13 protein-coding genes and 2 tRNA genes are annotated in these 19,088 nt (G+C 72.4%); 9 read left to right on the top strand and 6 right to left on the bottom strand.

Annotated elements, in window-relative coordinates:
• Positions 1-663: 663 nt before the first annotated feature.
• The 7 genes from QSK30_RS21290 (at position 664) to QSK30_RS21260 (ending at position 11,196) form a co-directional block, all read left to right on the top strand.
• Entirely contained in the window at positions 664-2,556 is a 1,893-nt protein-coding gene (locus QSK30_RS21290; protein WP_285505164.1) for a beta-N-acetylhexosaminidase, read from the top strand.
• A 796-nt stretch (positions 2,557-3,352) separates the two neighbouring features.
• Positions 3,353-4,888 carry a S1 family peptidase gene (locus QSK30_RS21285; protein WP_285505163.1) on the top strand — a complete coding sequence of 512 codons (1,536 nt, stop codon included), beginning with the start codon at positions 3,353-3,355 and terminating at the stop codon, positions 4,886-4,888.
• On the top strand, positions 4,885-7,125 hold the full coding sequence (locus QSK30_RS21280; RefSeq protein WP_285505161.1) for a tetratricopeptide repeat protein: 2,241 nt from the start codon (positions 4,885-4,887) through the stop codon (positions 7,123-7,125). The genes QSK30_RS21285 and QSK30_RS21280 overlap by 4 nt, the downstream gene beginning before the upstream one ends.
• 19 nt (positions 7,126-7,144) lie before the next feature.
• Positions 7,145-8,575 (top strand): vWA domain-containing protein, encoded by a 1,431-nt coding sequence (locus QSK30_RS21275; protein ID WP_285505159.1) that lies wholly within the window; start codon positions 7,145-7,147, stop codon positions 8,573-8,575.
• On the top strand, positions 8,572-9,657 hold the full coding sequence (locus QSK30_RS21270; RefSeq protein ID WP_285505157.1) for a GlnX family signal transduction membrane protein: 1,086 nt from the start codon (positions 8,572-8,574) through the stop codon (positions 9,655-9,657). Before QSK30_RS21275 ends, QSK30_RS21270 begins: the two co-directional genes overlap by 4 nt.
• A complete protein-coding gene (locus QSK30_RS21265; RefSeq protein WP_285505155.1) occupies positions 9,654-10,823 on the top strand; it encodes an ABC transporter substrate-binding protein in 1,170 nt (389 codons plus the stop codon). The genes QSK30_RS21270 and QSK30_RS21265 overlap by 4 nt, the downstream gene beginning before the upstream one ends.
• 16 nt (positions 10,824-10,839) lie before the next feature.
• Positions 10,840-11,196 carry a CU044_2847 family protein gene (locus tag QSK30_RS21260; protein WP_285505153.1) on the top strand — a complete coding sequence of 119 codons (357 nt, stop codon included), beginning with the start codon at positions 10,840-10,842 and terminating at the stop codon, positions 11,194-11,196.
• Positions 11,197-11,359: 163 nt separating this feature from the next.
• On the opposite strand, the gene QSK30_RS21255 is transcribed toward QSK30_RS21260, so the two are convergent.
• The 6 genes from QSK30_RS21255 to QSK30_RS21230 form a co-directional block, all read right to left on the bottom strand.
• On the bottom strand, positions 11,360-12,415 hold the full coding sequence (locus tag QSK30_RS21255; RefSeq protein ID WP_285505151.1) for a transporter substrate-binding domain-containing protein: 1,056 nt from the start codon (positions 12,413-12,415) through the stop codon (positions 11,360-11,362).
• Positions 12,412-13,686: a GlnX family signal transduction membrane protein gene (locus tag QSK30_RS21250; protein WP_285505150.1), complete on the bottom strand. Its 1,275-nt coding sequence runs from the start codon at positions 13,684-13,686 to the stop codon at positions 12,412-12,414. Before QSK30_RS21250 ends, QSK30_RS21255 begins: the two co-directional genes overlap by 4 nt.
• Before the next feature lie 95 nt (positions 13,687-13,781).
• Positions 13,782-15,299 carry an alpha/beta hydrolase gene (locus tag QSK30_RS21245; protein ID WP_285505149.1) on the bottom strand — a complete coding sequence of 506 codons (1,518 nt, stop codon included), beginning with the start codon at positions 15,297-15,299 and terminating at the stop codon, positions 13,782-13,784.
• A 190-nt stretch (positions 15,300-15,489) separates the two neighbouring features.
• Positions 15,490-15,565, bottom strand: a tRNA-Arg gene (locus tag QSK30_RS21240).
• Between the two features lie 35 nt (positions 15,566-15,600).
• A tRNA-Ser gene (locus QSK30_RS21235) sits at positions 15,601-15,690 on the bottom strand.
• Between the two features lie 68 nt (positions 15,691-15,758).
• Positions 15,759-17,477: a phosphatidylglycerol lysyltransferase domain-containing protein gene (locus QSK30_RS21230; RefSeq protein ID WP_285505147.1), complete on the bottom strand. Its 1,719-nt coding sequence runs from the start codon at positions 17,475-17,477 to the stop codon at positions 15,759-15,761.
• A 115-nt stretch (positions 17,478-17,592) separates the two neighbouring features.
• Between QSK30_RS21230 and QSK30_RS21225 the strand changes: the two genes are divergently transcribed.
• Positions 17,593-18,357 carry a CoA transferase subunit A gene (locus QSK30_RS21225; RefSeq protein ID WP_285505145.1) on the top strand — a complete coding sequence of 255 codons (765 nt, stop codon included), beginning with the start codon at positions 17,593-17,595 and terminating at the stop codon, positions 18,355-18,357.
• 1 nt (position 18,358) lies between these two features.
• Positions 18,359-19,018: a 3-oxoacid CoA-transferase subunit B gene (locus tag QSK30_RS21220; protein WP_285505144.1), complete on the top strand. Its 660-nt coding sequence runs from the start codon at positions 18,359-18,361 to the stop codon at positions 19,016-19,018.
• The last annotated feature ends 70 nt before the right edge of the window (positions 19,019-19,088 follow it).

Raw genomic sequence — 19,088 nt, 5'->3', positions numbered from 1 at the left:
GGTCGGGTCGGGTCGGGTCGGGTCGGGTCGGGTCGGGTCGGGTCGGGTCGGGTCGGGTCGGGTCGGGTCGGGTCGGGTCGGGTCGGGTCGGGTCGGGTCGGGTCGGGTCGGGTCGGGTCGGGTCGGGTCGGGTCATGGCATGGCATGTCCGGCCGAAACACGCACGCCAAGGCGCGGCCCGTCCCGCCAGAGTCGGCCACGCGGCAGGACTGCTCCGCCACATGGAGACACGCGAGTCGTCGCGGAAATCCTGTCGAGTGATGGCGGGAAATCCTGTCGCGCGATGGTGTTGCCGGTGAAGTGCGCCCCACAAGGGCATCGCCGGACAACACGGCTGCACAGTGCGTGGGGATGCGCAATTGGCGCGCACTTCTGCTGCGCGCGACCCAGCGGGGTTGGGCTGCTTTCGCCCGCGGTGGCGCCGTCTGCCGATGTGGGCACGGGTCGCGCTGGGGGCGCCACCTGGTCGTGCCGGGGGCGGGTCTTCGAGAAGCCACCGGTGGGTGGGAGTTCGGTCAGCGGCCCGGCGCGGGCTCCGGGTCGTGGGGGTTCTGTCGGGTACGCCCGGGTTGGCGGTTGACGGGGATTGATCACCGTTCTTATGGTCTAGACCATGTGACCCTCGTCCTGGGAGGTGCTGTGCGAGCTCGGTGGCGTGTGGCTGTGGTCGGTGTGGCTGTGCTGCTGACCATTCCAGCGGCGGCGGTACCCGCGGTGTCGTCGGTGGTCATGAGCCCGGGGGTCGAGTCGCTCGTGCCCAAGCCGGTCGCGGCCGACACCGGGCGGGGGCGGTTCGTGCTCGACGAGGACGCGCACGTCGTGGCTCGGGGGGCGGCTCGCGAGGTTGGGGAGTACCTCGCAGGCGCTTTGCGGCCTGCGACGGGATACCGCCTGCCGGTGAGCACGCGCGAGGCGCGACGCGGGGACATCGTGTTGGAGGTCGGGGCCGGGAAGGGGCCGGCGGGCCACACCGCGGAGGGGTACCGGCTGGTGACCGACCGGTGGGTGGCCCGGGTCTCGGCGGACACCCCCGCCGGGTTGTTCCTCGGGGTGCAGACCCTGCGGCAACTGCTGCCCGCCTGGGTGGACAGCCCGTCGCGGGTCGATGGGCCGTGGAGTGCGCAGGCCGCGACCGTCACCGACTACCCGCGATTCGCCTACCGGGGGGTGATGCTCGACGTCGCCCGGAGTTTCCTCACCGTGGACGAGGTCAAGCGGTACATCGACAGCGCGGTCCGGTACAAGGTCAACACCCTGCACCTGCACCTCACCGACGACCAGGCCTGGCGGATCGCGGTCAACCCGCCCCCGGTGAACCCCGCGGGGTTGGACTACGGCGCGTTGACCCGGGTCGGGGGCACCGGCGGCAGTGACACCCTGGGGAACGGCACGCCGCTGGGCACCGGCCCCGCTCGCCGGGGGTTCTACACCCAGCGTGACTACACGGCGATCGTGGCACACGCCCGTGCGCGGTTCGTCACGGTCGTGCCGGAGGTGGACGGGCCGGGGCACACCAACGCCGCGCTCGCGTCGGTGCCGCAGCTCAACCCCAACGGCCAGACCAAGCCGATGAACAACACCGCCGACGTCGGCTACTCGACCCTCGACGCCAACGCGGCGGTGACCTACGAGTTCCTCACCACCGTCCTGTCGCAGCTCGCCGCGCTGACCCCCGGGCCGTACCTGCACATCGGCGGGGACGAGGCCCTGGTCACCGGGCACGACAACTACCTGACCTACCTCACCCGGACGCTGCCGATCGTCGCCAAGCTGGGCAAGCTGCCGATGGGCTGGAACGAGTACGCCGCCGTCGACCTCCCACCCGGCGCGGTGGTGCACTACTGGCGCGGCGCACTGGAACCGGTCCTGCGCCAGGTGGCCCGCGGCGCCAAGGTGGTCATGTCCCCCGCCGGGACCAGCTACCTCGACCAGAAGTACGAGCCGAGCACCCCGATCGGCCTGAGCTGGGCCTGCCGCAACACCTGCGACTACGACCGCTACTACGACTGGGAACCGGTCCGCGACGGCCTCGCCGAGTCCGACGTGCTCGGCGTCGCCGGTCCACTGTGGTCGGAGACCGTCCGCAGCCTCGACCAAGCCGAATGGCTCAGCTACCCGCGGTTGATCTCCCTCGCCGAGATCGGTTGGACGCCCAAGGCCGCGCGCGACCTGACCGGGTTCACCGGCAGGCTGGCGACCCAGGGCAGCAGGCTGACCATCGCCGGGGTCAACTTCCGGCCCAGCCCGGCGGTCCCCTGGACCACCGACATCACCGCCCGCTCCCAGCACAGCCGCACGATCGAGGGCGAGATCGGCCGCTTCACCGCCCCGACGACCGCGACACCAACCGCCGTCGTCGACTTCGGCGACGGCAACACCACCACGGCCACGGTGACACCGGCCCGACCTGCCGGGCCGCTGGCCGCACCGGGGGTCTGGCGGGTAACGATCGACAAGCACCGCTACCCACGCCACGGGACCTACCAGGGAACACTGACGGTCACCACCCCCGCAGGCGAGGCCAAGGCCCACTTCACGGTGCGGACGGGCCACTAGCCCACACCCCTGCGGACGGCGCGGCATCGCCGAACCACAACGCGAGCAGTGATCAACACCCATCCGGCGACCACGGCAGTCGGGACCGCGACTGGCTCCAGCGCTCCTCGGCCGGGTCGGGCTGGACTAGGTCGGGCTGAGCAGGGCCAGCTTCGGCCGGGCCCGGTTGGGCCGAGCCGGGTTCGGCTGAGCCGGGTTCGGCTGAGCCGGGTTCGGCTGAGCCGGGTTGGACAGGGCTGGGTTGGACAGGGCTAGGCCGGATTCGGATGGGCCGAGTTGGTTTCGGGCTGGGTTGGACAGGGCTGGGTTGGGCAGGGCTGGGTTGGACAGAGCTGGGTTGGGTTGGACAGGGCTAGGCCGGCTTCGGCCGGGCCGAGTTGGTTTCGGGCTGGGTTGGACAGGGCTGGGTTCGGCCGGATCGGCCCCGGGTTCGACTGGGCCGGGTTGGGTGGGCCAGCTGAGTCGGAACGGGTCAGCTGAGGTCGGTTGTGCTCGGTCTGGACGAGGTCGGGTCGGGCTGGTGTGCCGGGTCGGGTCGGGTATGGCTGTCGTCCTGGAAGGTCCTGGGTGACAGCTGCCAGTAGGTCAGGCCGCAGTTCGGAGTGAACGCGCGAAGGCCCGGACACCCCGCGGCGCGGCCGGTCGGCATGTCTGCGGCGTGGTCCACATCGCACGGCTGTCGGGTCAGGGGGCTGGGTCTTGGCTGTCGCCGCAATCCACTGATCGACTAGTCCGAACGGGGCGGAGTGCGCGAAGCGGGGCTGGTGGGGGTGTGTATTCCCTTATCGTGCCTGGAATGACCGCGAGCCAGGGGACGGTCGAGCATTCCGGCCGGGAGAGGTGGCGGGTCCGGGTCCGCAGCCGGTCCCACCCTGCCCGGGTTCTCGGGGCGGGGGTGCTCGTCGACAGCACGCACGTGCTGACCTGCGCGCACGTCGTCCTCGGGGTCGACGATCTCGCCGTGGACCTGGTGGAGTTGCCGGGGCGGCCTAGTTCGCGGGCGCGGGTGATCAAGAACCTGTGCGTGCCGCCGATGGACGACGAGCGCGGTGACGTCGCCCTGCTCGAGCTGCTTTCACCCCAGCCCGCCGACTGCGCGGCCCGGTTGCGGCGGGTGGCGCTCACCTGGGACCGGCGGGTGCACACCCTCGGGTACCCGACCGGCGAGGGCCTCGACATCGGTGAGTGGACCCGGATGACGTTGGCCGGGCACGCGGGGGCCGAGTGGCTGCAGATGAACCGGTCCTCGGTGAACGACACCCGGGTGCGCTCGGGCTTCAGCGGCGCCGGGGTGGCCGATGACGCGACCGGGGACGTGCTGGGGATCGTGGTCAGCGAGTACACCGACGCGACCGCGGGGTTGTCCTGGATGTTGCCGGTCGAGGCGATCGTCCGGCACCTGCCGATCGTGTCGGAGTGGGTGGTCGGCGACAGCGGGATCGACCCCAGCTTCGCCCCCACCGCGGTGGGCCCGGAGCTGCTGGGCGAGGCCGAGCGGCTGGTGGACTGGATCGAGCGCAGGCACGACGGCCCGGCCGTGCTGATCGTGCTGCGCCGCGACATCGCCGCGGTGCGGCAGGCGGTGGCCGTGTCCAGTGGGCGGGTGGACGCCGGGGACGCGCGCACCCTCGGCGGCGTCGACCTGGCGCTCGACGTCGGGGGGCGGACCGTCGACGAGGTGTCGCGGCGGATCGTGGAGCGGGCCGGGTTGGCCGCGGAGGGTGCCGACACCGCCAGCGACCGGCTGCGCGCGGGCACCCCGCCGATGACGATCGTGCTCGACGGGGTGGACGAGGCCGAGCAGCCCGTCGCGCTGCTCGACGAGGTGCTCAAGCCGATGGTCGACAGCGGCGCCCGGCTGGTGCTGGGGTTCCGGCACGACGAGTCGGCCAGCCTGGCCTCGGCCCGGGACCTGCGCGGGGAGCTGGTCACCGGCAGGCTGGCCGCGATCGCGAAGCGGGTCGAGGCGCTGCCCGACGACACCGACTGGCAGTTGCGGCTGACCGCGCTGCGCAAGGCCGCCGCGCGGGACGCGGGGGCCGTCGCCGGTGTGCTGCCCAAGATGGAGGAGCGGCTGCGCCGGGACGAGCGGCGGGAGCGGCGGCGGCACAGGGTCGACGAGAGCACGTCCATCGACCGCGGCGTCCTGGTGGCGACGCAGGCCCGGGCGAACGACCAGGGCCTGGGCGAGGACATCGGGCTGGCCGCGGCGTACCGGCGGGCCGACGAGCTGCTGGCCGCCGAGCCGGTCGACCAGGCCGCCGCGCACGCGGCGGTCCTCGCCTACGAGGCCGCGGTGCGACAAGCACTGGCGAACAGGGGGCACAGATGACCAAGTGCGTGCGGTCCGGCTGCGCGGGCGGCATCGACGAGACCGGCTACTGCGACGAGTGCGGGCTCGAGCCCCTAGCGGCCGCCTCGTCCTCGTCGACCACGACCAGCTCGGTGGTCTCCGGTGGCAGCGGCGTCCGGCGGTCCCTGGGCGAGGACCCGTTCTCGCTGCCGGTCTTCGACTACCCCGACCCGTCGAGCCGGATCATGACCGACTTCCGGGTGCCCAAGCGCAGGCGGGTCTGCTCGAACGCCGACTGCCCGGACCCGAACTCGCTGCCCGACCAGGGCGCCGGGTTCTGCCTGAGCTGCGGCACGCCGTTCTCCTTCCTGCCCAGCCTCACCACCGGTGACCTGGTGGACAACCGCTACGAGGTGCTCGGCTGCATCGACCGCGGCGGCCTGGGCTGGATCTACCTGGCCAAGGACAGGCGGCTCAACGGCCGCCTCTCCGTCCTCAAAGGACTGATCGACACCACCGACAGCGCGCTGGCCGAGGCCGAGCTGTGGGCGCTCACCGAGATCGACCACCCGAACATCGTCGGGGTCTACAACTTCGTCAAGCACGCCGACGCGCACACCCGCGCCGAGCGCGACTACATCGTGATGGAGTACGTCGGCGGCCTGCCGCTGAGCACGGTGGCCAACGACTCCCAGCACGGCGACCCCAAGCTGAGCGAGCCGCTGCTGACCGAGCACGTCATCACCTGCGCGCTGCAGGTCCTGGCCGCGCTGGACTACCTGCACGAGCGCGGCCTGCTCTACTGCGACCTCAAGCCGGAGAACGTGATCATGCGGCCGGCCCGGCAGGGCAGGCGGGTCAACCGGATCAAGCTGATCGACCTCGGCGCGGTGCGCCCGGTCGGCGACCGGACCAGCCCGATCGTCGGCACCCGCGGCTACCAGGTGCCCGAGGACGAGATCAAGCAGCGCGGCCTGACCGTGCAGTCGGAGATCCACACCGTCGGCGAGACGCTGCACCAGCTCTACCGGTCCACTTCGGACCGGACCGGCCAGCACGTGCCGCCCGCCGAGCACCTGGCCACCCAGGCCAGGATCGCGGTGGGCATCGAGTCGTTCAAGCGGGCCTACGGGCGGGCCCGCGACGTCGACCCGGACCGCCGGTTCGGCTCCGCGGCCGAGATGGCCGAGCAGCTGCGCGGGGTGCAGCGCGAGATCGCCGCGCTGCGCGACGGCAAGCAGCGGCCGGTGGCCTCGGAGCAGTTCGAGGCCACCGCGACCCTGCTCGACGACGGCCTCGGCCGGGTGCCGCCGCTGCGCCGCTGGCTCGACCGTCCACTGGGGACGGACCTGACCGACCTGCCGCTCGACGTCGGCCGCCCCGGGCCGCTGGCGGTGGCCGTCGGGCTGCCCGCGCACCGGGTGTACGCCGACGACCCGGCCGCCGACGTGCTCACCGCGGCCGCGGACGAGGACGCGTCCCGGCTGCTGGCCAAGCTGGACGAGGCGGACCTGCACACCGTCGAGGCCAGCCTGGCCCGGGCCCGCGCGGCGCTGGCCGCCGAGGACGCCGGGGCGGCGGAGACGAGCCTGGGCCAGGCTCGCGAGCTGCTCGGGGCGACGCTGGACTGGCGGCTGTGGTGGCACGACGGCCTGCTGCGGCTGGCCGCCGGGGACACCGCGGCGGCGCGGGCGAGCTTCGACGCGGTGTACAGCGCCCTGCCCGGTGAGGACACCCCCAAGCTGGCCCTGGCCTACTGCGCGGAGATCAGTGGCGACCTGGCGCTGGCCGAGTCGTACTACGAGGCGGTGTGGCGACGCGACCACTCGGTGGTCAGCGCCGCGTTCGGCCTGGCCAGGGTGCACCTGGCCCGGGGCGACCGGGCGGGCGCGGTGGCGCAGCTGGACGAGACGCCCGCGGTGTCCCGGCACTTCGACGCCGCCCAGGTCGCCACCGTGTGGGTGCTCAGCGGCACCCTGCCCGACGGCACCCGCCCGACCCCGGAGGAGCTGCGGGCCGCCACGACCCGGCTGGGCAGGCTCTACCTCGACGGTGGCGCGCCGACCGGGCAGTCGCGCACCCGGCTGGAGACGGTCGTCCAGGAGGCCGAGCTCGGTCGGCTGCTGGCGACCACCTCGACCCGCCCGGACGAGGACCGGCTGCGGTCGGCGCTGGAGCGGTCCTACCGCGCGCTCGCCCAGCAGGCCGATGACCGCGACCACCACTGCGACCTGGTCGACCTGGCCAACCAGCACCGCCCGTACACCTTCAGCTGACCTCGCGTCGGGAGACGACATGGACGCCGCACCCGGTTTCGGCCTGCTGCTCAGCCAGAGCGAGTACCTGTCCACAGAGGACGACAAGATGCACGCCGCGCTGGTCGTGACGGCCACCGGCGCGACCGCGGCCGGTCCCGCCGCCGAGGTCGCCCAGGTGATCGCGATCGACTGCTCCGGCTCGATGTCCTACCCGCAGACCAAGATCGCCGCCGCCCGGCGGGCCACCAAGGCGGCGGTCGACGCGCTGCGCGACGGCGCGCTCTTCGCCGTCATCGAGGGCACCCAGGGCGCCCGGCAGGTCTACCCGGCCCGCGGCCTGGTCCGGGCGAACGCGCAGACCCGGCGAGCGGCGAAGGCCGCCGTCCAGGGGCTCTCGGCCTCCGGCGGCACCGCGATCGGCGAGTGGCTGCGGCTGGCCAGGACCCTGCTCGGCGAGTACCCGCTGGCCGTGCGGCACGTCATCCTGCTCACCGACGGCCAGAACAACCAGTCCGCGGGCGAGCTCGACCGGGTGCTGGCGAGCTGCCGGTCGGAGTTCAGCTGCGACGCGCGCGGCATCGGCACCGACTGGGCGCCGCAGGAGCTGCTGCGCATCGCCGAGGCGCTGCACGGCACGGCTGACGCCATCCGCAAACCCGCCGACCTGGCCGCGGACTTCACCGCGATGACCGGCGCGGCGATGGAGAAGGTGGTGCCGGAGCTGCGGATCGTGGTCAAGACGATGGCCAGGACCACGCTGGACTTCGTGCGCCAGCGCCACCCCGCCGAGGCCGAGCTGCACGGCGAGCGGGTCGACGAGCGGACCACCTGGTTCGGCACCGGCTCCTGGGGCGCGGAGAGCCGGGAGTACCACCTGCGGCTCACCGTGGACTCGACCGGCAGGCCCGCCAACACCAACACCCGCATCGCCCGGGTGGACCTGGAGGTGCGGGCACCGGGGGCGAGCGAGTTCAGCCGGGCGTGCGACCCGGCGACCGTGCTGGCGCACTGGACCGACGACCTGGACCTGTCCAGCCGGATCGACCCGAAGATCGCGCACTTCACCGGGCAGACCGAGCTGCGCGAGGCGGTGCTGGCGGGCAGTACCGCGCACGAGCGCGACGACCTGGTCACCGCCGCGGCCGAGTGGGGCACGGCGGTGCGGCTGGCCACCGAGCTGGGCAACGAGCGGGTGCTCGTCCGGCTGCGCAGGCTGGTCGACATCGAGGGCGACCCGGCGAACGGCGTGGTGCGGGTCAAGGCGCACCTGGCCGTGGAGGACCTGCTGTCGATGGCGGTGGGCTCGACGCTGTCGAGCATGAGCCCGGCCTCGTCGGCGGAGCTGACCGAGACCCCACCGCGGGCCGCCGCCCCGGCCGGGCCCGCGGTGGAGTGCCCGAACTGCAAGCGCGGCTGGCCCGCCGGGTCGGTGTTCTGCGGCGGTTGCGGCACCCGGCTCGGCGCGTGAAGGGGCCGCTCGCACCCCGGTCCACCGGGCGTTCCCTGCTCCTGCTGCGTAACGCCCTGGTGGTGCTGACCGCGCTCACGCTCCTGTTGTCCTGGCTGGCCTTCCGCTCGGTTGAGGCGGAGACGACCGCCGTCGCGACCACGACCGCGCCCGCGCTGCTCGGCATCGCCAACGCGCGCACCGCGCTGGCTGAGGCGGAGCGCTCGGTGACCGAGACCTTCGCGAGCGACCGCAGCTCGTTGACCGGGCCCGGTGAGCAGTACCAGAACCAGATCGCGCTGGCGAACCAGGCGCTCACCGAGGTCTCCGCCGACAACGCCGCGGGTGAGCGGGGCAGCACGCTGCTGCTGTCCATCCAGGGCCTGCTCATCGACTACATAGGACTCATCGAGCAGGCCGACGCCCAGCAGGACCGCGCGGCGGGCACGGTGCCGCCGCTGGCCACCGCGAACCTCTGGTACGCCTCGGGGCTGATGGACGACGTGCAGTCCAGGCTCGAGGCCCTCGCCCGGTTGCAGCAGGAGCGGCTCGACGAGCAGATCCGCCCCAAGCCGGTCGTCGACCTCGCCCCGCTGGTGCTGGCCGTCGCCCTTGTCGTGGTTCTGGTGCTGGGCCAACGGGTCCTGCGCGTGCGCTTCCGGCGGCGGGTCAACCCCGCGCTGGTCGGGGCCACCGCGCTGGCGGTGCTGGTGCTGTTCACCGGGCTGCTGAGCCTGCTGGCCCGGTTCGACCTCCGGGCCGCGGCGGCGACGCTGCGGGGTGCCGCCGCGGACCACACCGCCGTCGTCGAGGACACCAGCGCGCGCGGCGACCGGCTGCTGCGCGACTTCCTGGACCACCAGTGCGCGGACACCCGGTGCGGCACGAGCGTCGACCGGTTCCGCACCACCGTCCGCGACCCCGGCCGCGAGCCGGACACCGTGGCGGCCGCGGCGCGGTCCAAGGCCGCCACCAGCGAGATCGCCGACGCGAGCGCCGGGGGTTGGCTGCCCGTGTTGCCCATCGCGGCGGGCCTGGTGATCGGGCTGGTCGTGCTCGGGTTCCACCCGCGGCTCGCCGAGTACCGGTACGAGCGACGATGAGCCGCCGCGGTGCACTGCTCGCCACCCTCGTCCTGACGGCCGCGGTCCTGTCCGGCTGCGCGAACTTCAGCACCACCACGGTGACCGTCCTGCACCCCTGGAGCGGGGCCGAGGAGACCGCGTTCAAGGCCATCCTCGACAAGCTGGACGACGGCGAGCCCTACCGGATCGTGCCGGTCGGCACCTCGTCGTACCGGCAGGTGCTCGAACTCGGCCTGGCACAGGGCAAACCCGCCGACATCGTGATCATGCCCAGCCTGGGTGAGCTGGCCGAGTACGCCCGGCAGGGACTCGTGCAGCCGATCGACTCCGCCGAGCACCCCTACCCGTGGAACGTCTGGGAGCGGCTCGGCTCGGCGCGCGGCCCGCGCTACGGCGTCGCGGTGAAAGCCCAGCTCAAGAGCCTCACCTGGGCCAAGCGACCGGGCGAGGAGTGGTGCATGGGGGTCGGCGACGCCTCCGCCCCCGGCTGGCCGGGCACGGACTGGGTCGAGGACATCCTGCTGCGCGACGGGGGTCCGGGCACCTACCGCAAGTGGGCCGCGGGCCAGGTCCCGTGGACCGGCGACCAGGTGCGCTCGGCGTGGTCGAGCTGGCTCAAGGACTACGTGGCCAAGGTGCGCGGCGGCTCGAAGGCGGTGCTGCTGAACAAGTTCGCCGACTCGAACACCGGGCTGCCGCTGCTCGACCCGCGCGGCACCTGCCAGAACGACCGCCGATCGTCCTATGTGCTCGGTGACTACCGGCCGTTCACCCCGCGCCGCTTCGACACCGGCGTCGGGACCGTGGTGTCCGCGGACTTCGCCGCCCTGGTGACCAGGGGCGACGCGGCCACCGCGGTGCTCGGCAAGCTCGCGAGCCGCGACACCCAGCGCGCGTGGCTGGAGTCGGGTTCCGGGTTCCCGGTCGACCCGCAGGTCCGGCAGGACCGGGAGGTCCCAGGGTCCTCCGAGTCGATGGTGCAGACCGCGTTGGCCCAGTCGAACAAGCTGTGCTTCGACGCCTCCGACCTGATGCCGGTCGTCCAGCGCACCGCCTTCGAGCAGGCCGTGCTGAACGTGCTGGAAGACCCCGGGCGGCTGCCCGACGTGCTCGCACGCCTTGACAAGACAGACGCGGGTGTCACCGAGGCCCGGCTGGACCTACCGTGCGGAAACGCGCGCTGAGCGAGGAGAAACCGTTGTGGCTGTGGAGATAGCGCGATTTCCCTTGGCGGACGGCGGTTCCGTGCTCGTCGAGGTGGACGAGGTGCCGGGGGTGGCCCGGGCGAGCAGGCCGGGCAAGGTGATGACCGAGGCCCGCACGGTGTTCGAGAACGCCGTGGGCCAGGTCCGCGACGCCGCCGCGGCGGCGCTGACCCAGTTCAGCTCGATGACCCGCGCGCCGGACGAGGTGGAGCTGAAGTTCGGCATGAAGCTCGACGTCGAGGCGGGCGCGGTGATCGCCCGCACCGGCGTCCAGGGCCAGTTCGAGGTGAAGCTCAAGTGGCGGCGCGCGGACGACCTGCCGGTCGACGAGGTGACCGTCGAGGAGTCCTAGGACGTGTCTCAGATGTGGATCTTGGGCGTGTCGAATGCGGCATCAACCTGCTCGAACAACACCGGGCAGTCGCCACCCGCCACGACAAACTCGCCCCGCGCTACCAGGCCACCACTACGATCACCACCATCAACACCTGACTACACCACCCATGAAACACGGCCTAGCCCTGGTACGGGTCGTTGGGCAGCGCGCGCCGGTGGGTGGCGGGGACATCCTTGAACCAGGTGTCGTAGCCGCGCTGGAGCGAGCCGTCGCGGCGCATGTCGTCGAGCACGCTGTTGACGAAGCGGACCAGGTCGTCGTGCTTGTTGCTGACCGCGACGGCCGCCTTGCCCTGGCCCTCGTCGTGGTAGTCCAGCAGCACGGTGCCCGGGTCCTGGTCGCGGAAGCCGTGCAGGATGAGGACATCGGTGTAGATGGCGTCCACCAGCCCGCGCTGGAGCAGCATCAGGCAGTCACTGGTGTCGGCCACCGCGACCGGGATCAGCGCGGGCTGGTCGGCCTGCACCTGCCGGGCGCGGGTGTCGATCATCTCCTCGCTGTTGGTGGTCTGGCCGCCCGAGCACACCTTGCGGCCGCCGAGGTCGTCCGGGGTCTTGACGCCGTCGACGCCCTGCCGGACGAGCAGTCCGCTGTTGGTGGCCAGGTACGGCTTGGAGTAGCGCAGGCCGTAGGTGGCCACCCGGCCGCAGGTGACGCTCACATCGGCGATGACCATGTCCACCCTGGGCACCTCGGACAGCGTCGGGTTGGCGGCCTTGGCCTGGGTGTTCTCGGCGGTGTCGAGGGCGCCGAGCCGCCTGCCGGTCGGCAGGCTGACCAGCCTCAGCCGCTCGTCGCCCGCGACGAAGCCGGGCAGCAGGGCAGCCGCGATCCGGTTGGCGATGTCGACCTCGAAGCCGTCCAGCTGCCCGGTCACCAGGTCGCGCTTGCTGAAGAAGGAGGCGGTCTGGCTGACGCCGACCACGAGGCCTTCCCGCCGGATCCGGGCCACCGCGTCGCCGTCCGGGCGCCCGTCGGCGCCGTGCGGGCCGAGTGCCGGGTCGAGGCTGCGATCGGGTACGTCCGTGCAGTTCGTGCCGCTGCGGCCGGGCAGTTCGACGTAGCCCTCCGGCATGGCGAACGGCCCCCCGGGCTGTTCGGGCGGGGCGACCGGTGGCGCCGAGCACCCGGCCAGGCAGACGAGGGCGGCCGCGAGGGCGAGGAGTCTGCTCACTTCTGGTACTCCCTGATCCGCGGGCGCAGCCCGAGCACGGCCGCCACCGCGGCACCGAACATCAGCAGCAGGACCACCCCGTCCCAGTTCGCCAGCGTCCGCTTCGCCGACCGGGTCGAGTCGCCCGCGGCGGCGGTGTGCGACTCGATGAGGGTGTTGAGCGCGTCGTCGAGCCGCTGGGCGTCGGTGCGCGACTCACCCGGCGGCGGGTCGGTGATCACCGCGGCCACCTCGGTGAAGAGCAGCGGTTTGGTCTGCGGGTTCGGCGCGGCCTGCTCGAACAGCCCCTGGTCGTGCGCCCGCCACGCGCGCAGCGCGCTGAGCGCCGCCTCGGTCCGATCGGGCTCGGCGCCCGCGCGGGCCACCAGGGCCTCGATCTCGTCGAGGTTGCGCACCAGTTCGCCGATGTCGCCGACCTTGGGGAAGATCAGGATCCGGGCCTCGGCCCCGTCGGACTCGCGCCCGAGGTTGCGCGCGCGGGCGAGCGGCGCCACCACGTCGTGCAGCTCGCGTTCGCTGTCGCTGCCCTTGGCCGAGACGACCTGCACGACCACGGCGAGGCTCACCACGACGACCAAGGTCAACGCGGTGGCGGCGGCCAGGCCGTAGTTGACCCGCCGCCGCGTCCGCCGGGTCACATCCCGCTGCACCACGACGAGCACGACCAGCGCGGCGATCCCCAGCACGAGCGGGAACCACGGCGTGCTCCCCGCGTCCTGCTGCGCCTTGATGAGGGCCTCGGTTTGCTGGGTGTGCAACTCCCCCGCCATCGGGAGGAGCTTGGTGCGAACGAGGTAAGAGGCGTTCGCGAGGTAAGAGGTGCCGACGGGGTGGCGCGCGTCGCTGTTGGTCCACCCGGTCTCGACCAGGCGGGCGTACTCGGGCAGCAGGCCGGTCAGCTCGCGGATCTGCGTCGTGGCAACGGAACCGGCGTCCTGGCTCCGCACCGCCGCGACCCGCAACGCGTCCGCCGCGGCGAACACGTCCTGCCGGAACCGCTGCCGCAGCACGACGGCCCGCTCCGGGCCGACGATCACCGCGTTGAGCGAGCTGGCGTCGGCGTCCGCCATCGCCCGGTACGCGTCGAGGGCGGCGGTAGTCAGCTCCCCCTGCCGGTCGACCGCGTCGGTCAGCCGGTCTTGGCGGTAGTCCACCGCAAGCCACCCGAACACCGCCACCGCGACAGCCAGGACGGCGGCGACGACCGCGAACAGGGTGAACCTGCCCGCGGTCCGCCGCACCGCTGAGCGGAGCCGCCCCGTCAACGCCACCCTGCGCTACCTCCGCGGTCGGTGGAAGTGATCACCCAATCCGTCGGCACATGGTGGCCCATCGTTACCCTCCACCACCCCTACCAGCCCAAACATCAGCCGAACGGCCCACGATCGGGCTGGCACACCGTCCCCGCGGGCGGGGTCGGACCACCGGTGAGGTAGCTGGTGACCGCGGTGTCCACGCAGGCGCTCTTGCCGAGCGACCCGTGGCCGAAGGTGTCGAGGGTCAGCAGCGTGGCGTTGCCCAGCAGGCGCGCCGTGCGCTGGGCGCCGGAGTACGGCGTCGCCGGGTCACCCTGGCGGTTGGCGACCAGCAGGATCGGCGCCGTCGGCCGGTTCCACGGACCGGTGTAGCGGTCGCGGTCGCTGATCCGCCAGCTCGCGCACGGGAGCGACAGGTAGGTGTCGTACGAGCCGAACCCACGCGCCTGCCGGTCGGCGGCGGCCGCGAACCGCTGCCAGACCAATGGGTCCCGCGGGCTCGCCGAGTCCGAGCACAGCGTCGCCCCGCCACCGAGGATCGAGTCGAAGGAGGTGGTCACCGGCGGCCCCGTCCGCGCGGCCGGGGGTGCGGCAGCGGGCGGCACGGGTACACCGACGGCGGCCGGCGCGGTGGCCACGGCCTGCAGGAACTTCGCCAGGGCGACCGACCGGCCCGCATCGGTCAACGCGTTGTGCGCGCGGCCGACGACGTCCTGGTACCGGATCGTGGTCGACACCCCGGAGACCGGATCGGTGACCGCCACCGGACCGCCAGCCAACCGGTCGAGAACCGCGGCGTACTTGGCCTGCAGGTCCACCCCCGGCTCCCGGAACGCGCACTCCACAGCGGCGGCGCACGCGTCGAGGAACGCCCCCAGCGCCCGCTGCGCGTCGGGGAACCCGTCGAGCCGATAGCTCATCGGGACCGCCGAGTCCCACGGCCGGTACCCGGTCGACCAGTTCACCGGGTCGTCGACGGCGTCCAAGACCATGGCCCCGACCCGGTCCGGGAAGAGGTTCGCGTACACCTCACCGAGGTAGGAACCGTAAGAACGCCCGTAGTAGCGCAACTTCCGCTCACCGACGGCCGCCCGCAACCGGTCGAGGTCCCGCGCGATCGTCCCGGTGGACAGGTGACCCGCGAGCGCCCCGCCGTTGCGCTCGCAGAGGTCGGTGATCGCCTCGGTCTCGCCGACCTGCCGCACCCGCTCGGCCTCGGTGATCGGGAACTGCCCCAGGATCCGCGTCATCGGCTCGGCCTGCGCGGCATCGGTGAAGCACTGGAACGGCGTGCTCGCCCCGACCCCGCGCGGGTCGAACCCGACGATGTCGAACCGCCGGTGCAGGTCAGCGGTCAACGGGAGCGGGAAGCGGCCGGGGCTCCCCGGACCACCGGGGTTGAAGAAGATCGTCCCGAGCTTGCCCGCCTGGTCGAGCGCGGGCAACCTGCCCAATGCGAGCCGGACCTGGGCACCACCGGGTCGGTGGTAGTCCAGCGGTACCTCGTAGGTCGCACACTCGTAGCCGTTCGCACACGGCTCCCACTCGATCGCCGACACCACCGCAGCGGCGGGCACCGGCACCCCCACCGCGACAATGGCCGCGACCCCCAGTTTGATCATCACCATGGTCCGAGCATCGCAACCGGCGCCCCGGCCTGTCCCTGGTGCCAACCCCCCAACGATGCCCTTGGCGGAACCGTTGCCCCACAACGGCAGTTGGCCCGCGCGACCACAGTGGACGGGTCCGCGCCGACCACCCTGGACGTCGGCGGCAAACGAAAACCGCGGGCCGACTGTGTCGACCCGCGGTTTCGCGTGGTGCACCCGAAGGGATTCGAACCCCTAACCTTCTGATCCGTAGTCAGATGCTCTATCCGTTGAGCTACGGGTGCATGTTTAGTTGTCACCCAGCGAACCGGGTGTCCAGCGGAGGCTCCGGGATTTGAACCCGGGAGGGGCAGTTAACCCCAACCGCATTAGCAGTGCGGCGCCATAGACCAGACTAGGCGAAGCCTCCCGGGGCCCCAGGCCGCTCGGGAAATAAGACTACACAGACCCCTGTCCCGGAGGCAAAACGCCCCCCTCCTAACGCCGCAGGGCACGCAAAAGCGCTGGTGGGCGGCCTCCGAAGCCCTCCGCCTCCATCGCGGCCAGGGCCACCCGGGGCAGGTCGCGCACGGCCGGGAAGACCAGGAACCTGGGGGCCCAGTCCGGGGCGAACTTCGCGTTGAAGCGGTAGAGCGTCTCGATCTGCCACCAGCGCGAGCCCGCCCGCAGGGCGCGGGCCCACAGCCGGGCCACCGGGCCCGCGCCGATGCGGCCGCCGCGCTCCAGCGCCGCGCGGAAGACCGCGAAGTTCAGCGACACCCGGTCCACGCCCAGGCCGCGGCACGCGCCGAGCAGGTCGGCGATCATCAGCTCGTTGAGGCCGTTGTCGCCGACCGCCCGGTCGCGGCGCATCAGGTCCAGGGACAGGCCGTCGCGGCCCCACGGGACGAACTGCAGCAGGCCCGCCACCGCCCCGTCGCGCTCGGCGGTGACCAGCACGCACTCCGGGTCGTCGGCGCCCGCGAGCCGGGACAGCGCCATCGAGAAACCGCGCTCGGTCTCGGTGCCGCGCCACTGCTCCGCGAGCACGGCCAGCTCCGCCCGCTCGTCCTCGGCCAGGTCGGCCGAGCGGCGCACGCTCACCGTGTAGCCCGCGCGCCGCAGCTTGGCCACCGCCTGGCGGACGCCGCGCATGGCCCGGCCGTCCAGGCTGAACGTGGGCACGTCGACGATGGCCTCGTCGCCCAGCTCGATCGCGTCCAGGCCGTAGCGCACCCAGACCGTGGCCCCGCGCTCCGAGCAGCCGATCGCCGCGGGTACCCAGCCGTGGTCGCGGCACTCGCCCAGGAAGCGGTCGATCGCGCCCGGCCACGCCTCCAGGTCGCCCAGCGGGTCGCCGGAGGCCAGCGCCACCCCCGCGAGCACCCGGAACGGCACGGCGGCCTTGCCGGAGGCCGAGAACACCACCGACTTGTCCCGCCGCAGCGCGAAGTAGCCCAGCGAGTCGTCCGCGCCGCGGGTGGCGAGCAGGGTGCGCAACCGGGCCTCGTCCTCGGTGTCCAGGCCCGGTTTCGGCTCCGCCGAGCGGAGCAGGAAGTAGCCGCCGAGCAGTACCGCGCCGATGCCGAAGACGATCCCGATGGCGGCGGTGAGGTCGTCGAGCCAGGGCACCGGGGCGACCGGCCCGGACACCCCGACCAGCGCCAGCAGCGCGTGCAGCGCCCGGTCGCCGATCGTCGAGGGCCCGGTGAAGCGCCGGGGGGTGGACGAGAGCAGCACGAAGTTGGCCGCGAACCCGGCCAGCAGCAGCTGCAGCGCCACCCGGATCGCCCGCCACTTGCCGTGCACCGGGTCGGCCCGGGCGGTGAAGTAGCGCCGGGTGGCGATCAGCGCGACGCAGAGCCCCAGCGCGGTCACCCCGGACCCGATCCCGTGCCGCCAGCCCAGGTGGGCCAGCGCGATCAGGCCGGTGACCACCACCGCGACCTGCCAGGCCCGGCGCTTCCGCCTGCGCAGCGCGGTCGCCAGCATGATCAGCATGACGCCGCTGGCCAGGGCCACCACGCCCGCCGCCAGGGTCGCCTCGGCGGGCAGGTCGAGCCAGCCGCCGATGGTGTCGCGCAGCCGCCTGCGGCCCGCCGGGAACACCACGGAGGCCACCGCGAGCAACCCGACCAGGCGGGCCGCCCAGGTCAGCAGGCGCACGGTCGTCTCACCAGACGGCCGCCACCGCCGGGGTAGAACGTCTTCGGTCACCCCGACAGTGTCCATGACCACCCACCGCGTGCGATTTGTGGCGATTTCGAACACATCGACCGGGCCACCGGCAGCGCTAGAGTCGCCCTTGCCACACCCAGAAGGAGGGGCACACATGGACAAAGTCGTCCCAAGCGCCGCCGATGCGGTCGCCGACATCGCCGACAACGCCAGCCTGGCGGTGGGCGGGTTCGGTCTCTGCGGCATACCGAGCGTGCTCATCCAGGCGCTGCTGGCCAAGGGCGTCACCGGACTGGACGTGGCGTCCAACAACTGCGGCGTCGACGACTGGGGCCTGGGCCTGCTGCTGCGCGAGAAGCGCATCGCGCGGATGACCAGCTCCTACGTCGGCGAGAACAAGGAGTTCGCCCGCCAGTACCTCTCCGGCGAGCTGGAGGTGGAGCTGACCCCGCAGGGCACGCTCGCCGAGCGGCTGCGCGCGGGCGGCGCGGGCATCCCGGCCTTCTTCACCCGGACGGGGGTCGGCACCCAGGTCGCCGACGGTGGCGTGCCCTGGCGCTACGACGACGCGGGCAACGTCGCGATCGCCTCCCCGCCCAAGGAGGTGCGCGAGTTCGACGGCCTCGACTACGTCCTCGAGCACTCCATCACCACCGACTTCGGCCTGGTCCGCGCGTGGAAGGGCGACCGGCACGGCAACCTCGTGTTCCGCGACTCCGCGCAGAACTTCAACCCGCTGTGCGCCATGGCCGGGCGGGTGAGCATCGCCGAGGTCGAGGAACTGGTCGAGCCGGGCGAGCTCGCGGCGGGTGAGATCCACCTGCCGGGCATCTTCGTCCAGCGCGTGGTCGCGCTGACGCCCGAGCAGGCCGCCGAGAAGCGCATCGAGCGCCGCACCGTCCGCACGAAGGAGGCCTGAGATGGCGTTGACCCGTGAGCAGATGGCCGCGCGCGCGGCGGCGGAGCTGTCGGACGGCTCTTACGTGAACCTGGGCATCGGACTGCCGACACTGGTGCCGAACTACGTGCCCGAAGACGTGGAGATCGTGCTCCAGTCAGAGAACGGGATCCTGGGCGTTGGCGCCTACCCGTTCGAGGGGGAAGAGGACGCCGACCTGATCAACGCGGGCAAGGAGACGGTGACGATCCGCCGCGGCGCCTCGTTCTTCGACTCCGCGCTGTCGTTCGGGATGATCCGCGGCGGGAAGGTCGACGCCGCGATCCTCGGCGCCATGCAGGTTTCCGAGGTCGGCGACATCGCCAACTGGATGATCCCCGGGAAGATGGTCAAGGGGATGGGCGGGGCGATGGACCTGGTGCACGGGGCCAAGCACGTCGTGGTGCTGATGGAGCACGTGGCCAAGGACGGGTCCTTCAAGATCGTGAAGACCTGTTCGCTGCCGTTCACCGGGTTGCGGGTGGCGCAGCGGATCATCACTGATCTTGCGGTGATCGATGTGACCGCGGATGGGCTGGTGCTGCGGGAGGTGGCGCCTGGGGTTTCGGTGGATGAGGTCGTCGCCAAGACTGAGCCTGCGTTGAGTGTTGGGCCCTCTGTTGTGGAGATGGCTGGCGTCTGAGTTTGGCTAGTTCCTGCTTCCCCTACACATGATTGTGACTACGGACTGAACGGGGTTGTCAAGGCGGGAA

Origin of the sequence: Actinokineospora sp. NBRC 105648, from assembly GCF_030269645.1 — a bacterium.
Classification (GTDB): domain Bacteria; phylum Actinomycetota; class Actinomycetes; order Mycobacteriales; family Pseudonocardiaceae; genus Actinokineospora.
Note: the sequence above shows the minus strand (reverse complement) of the source record. Positions and strands in the feature narration are given on the sequence as shown.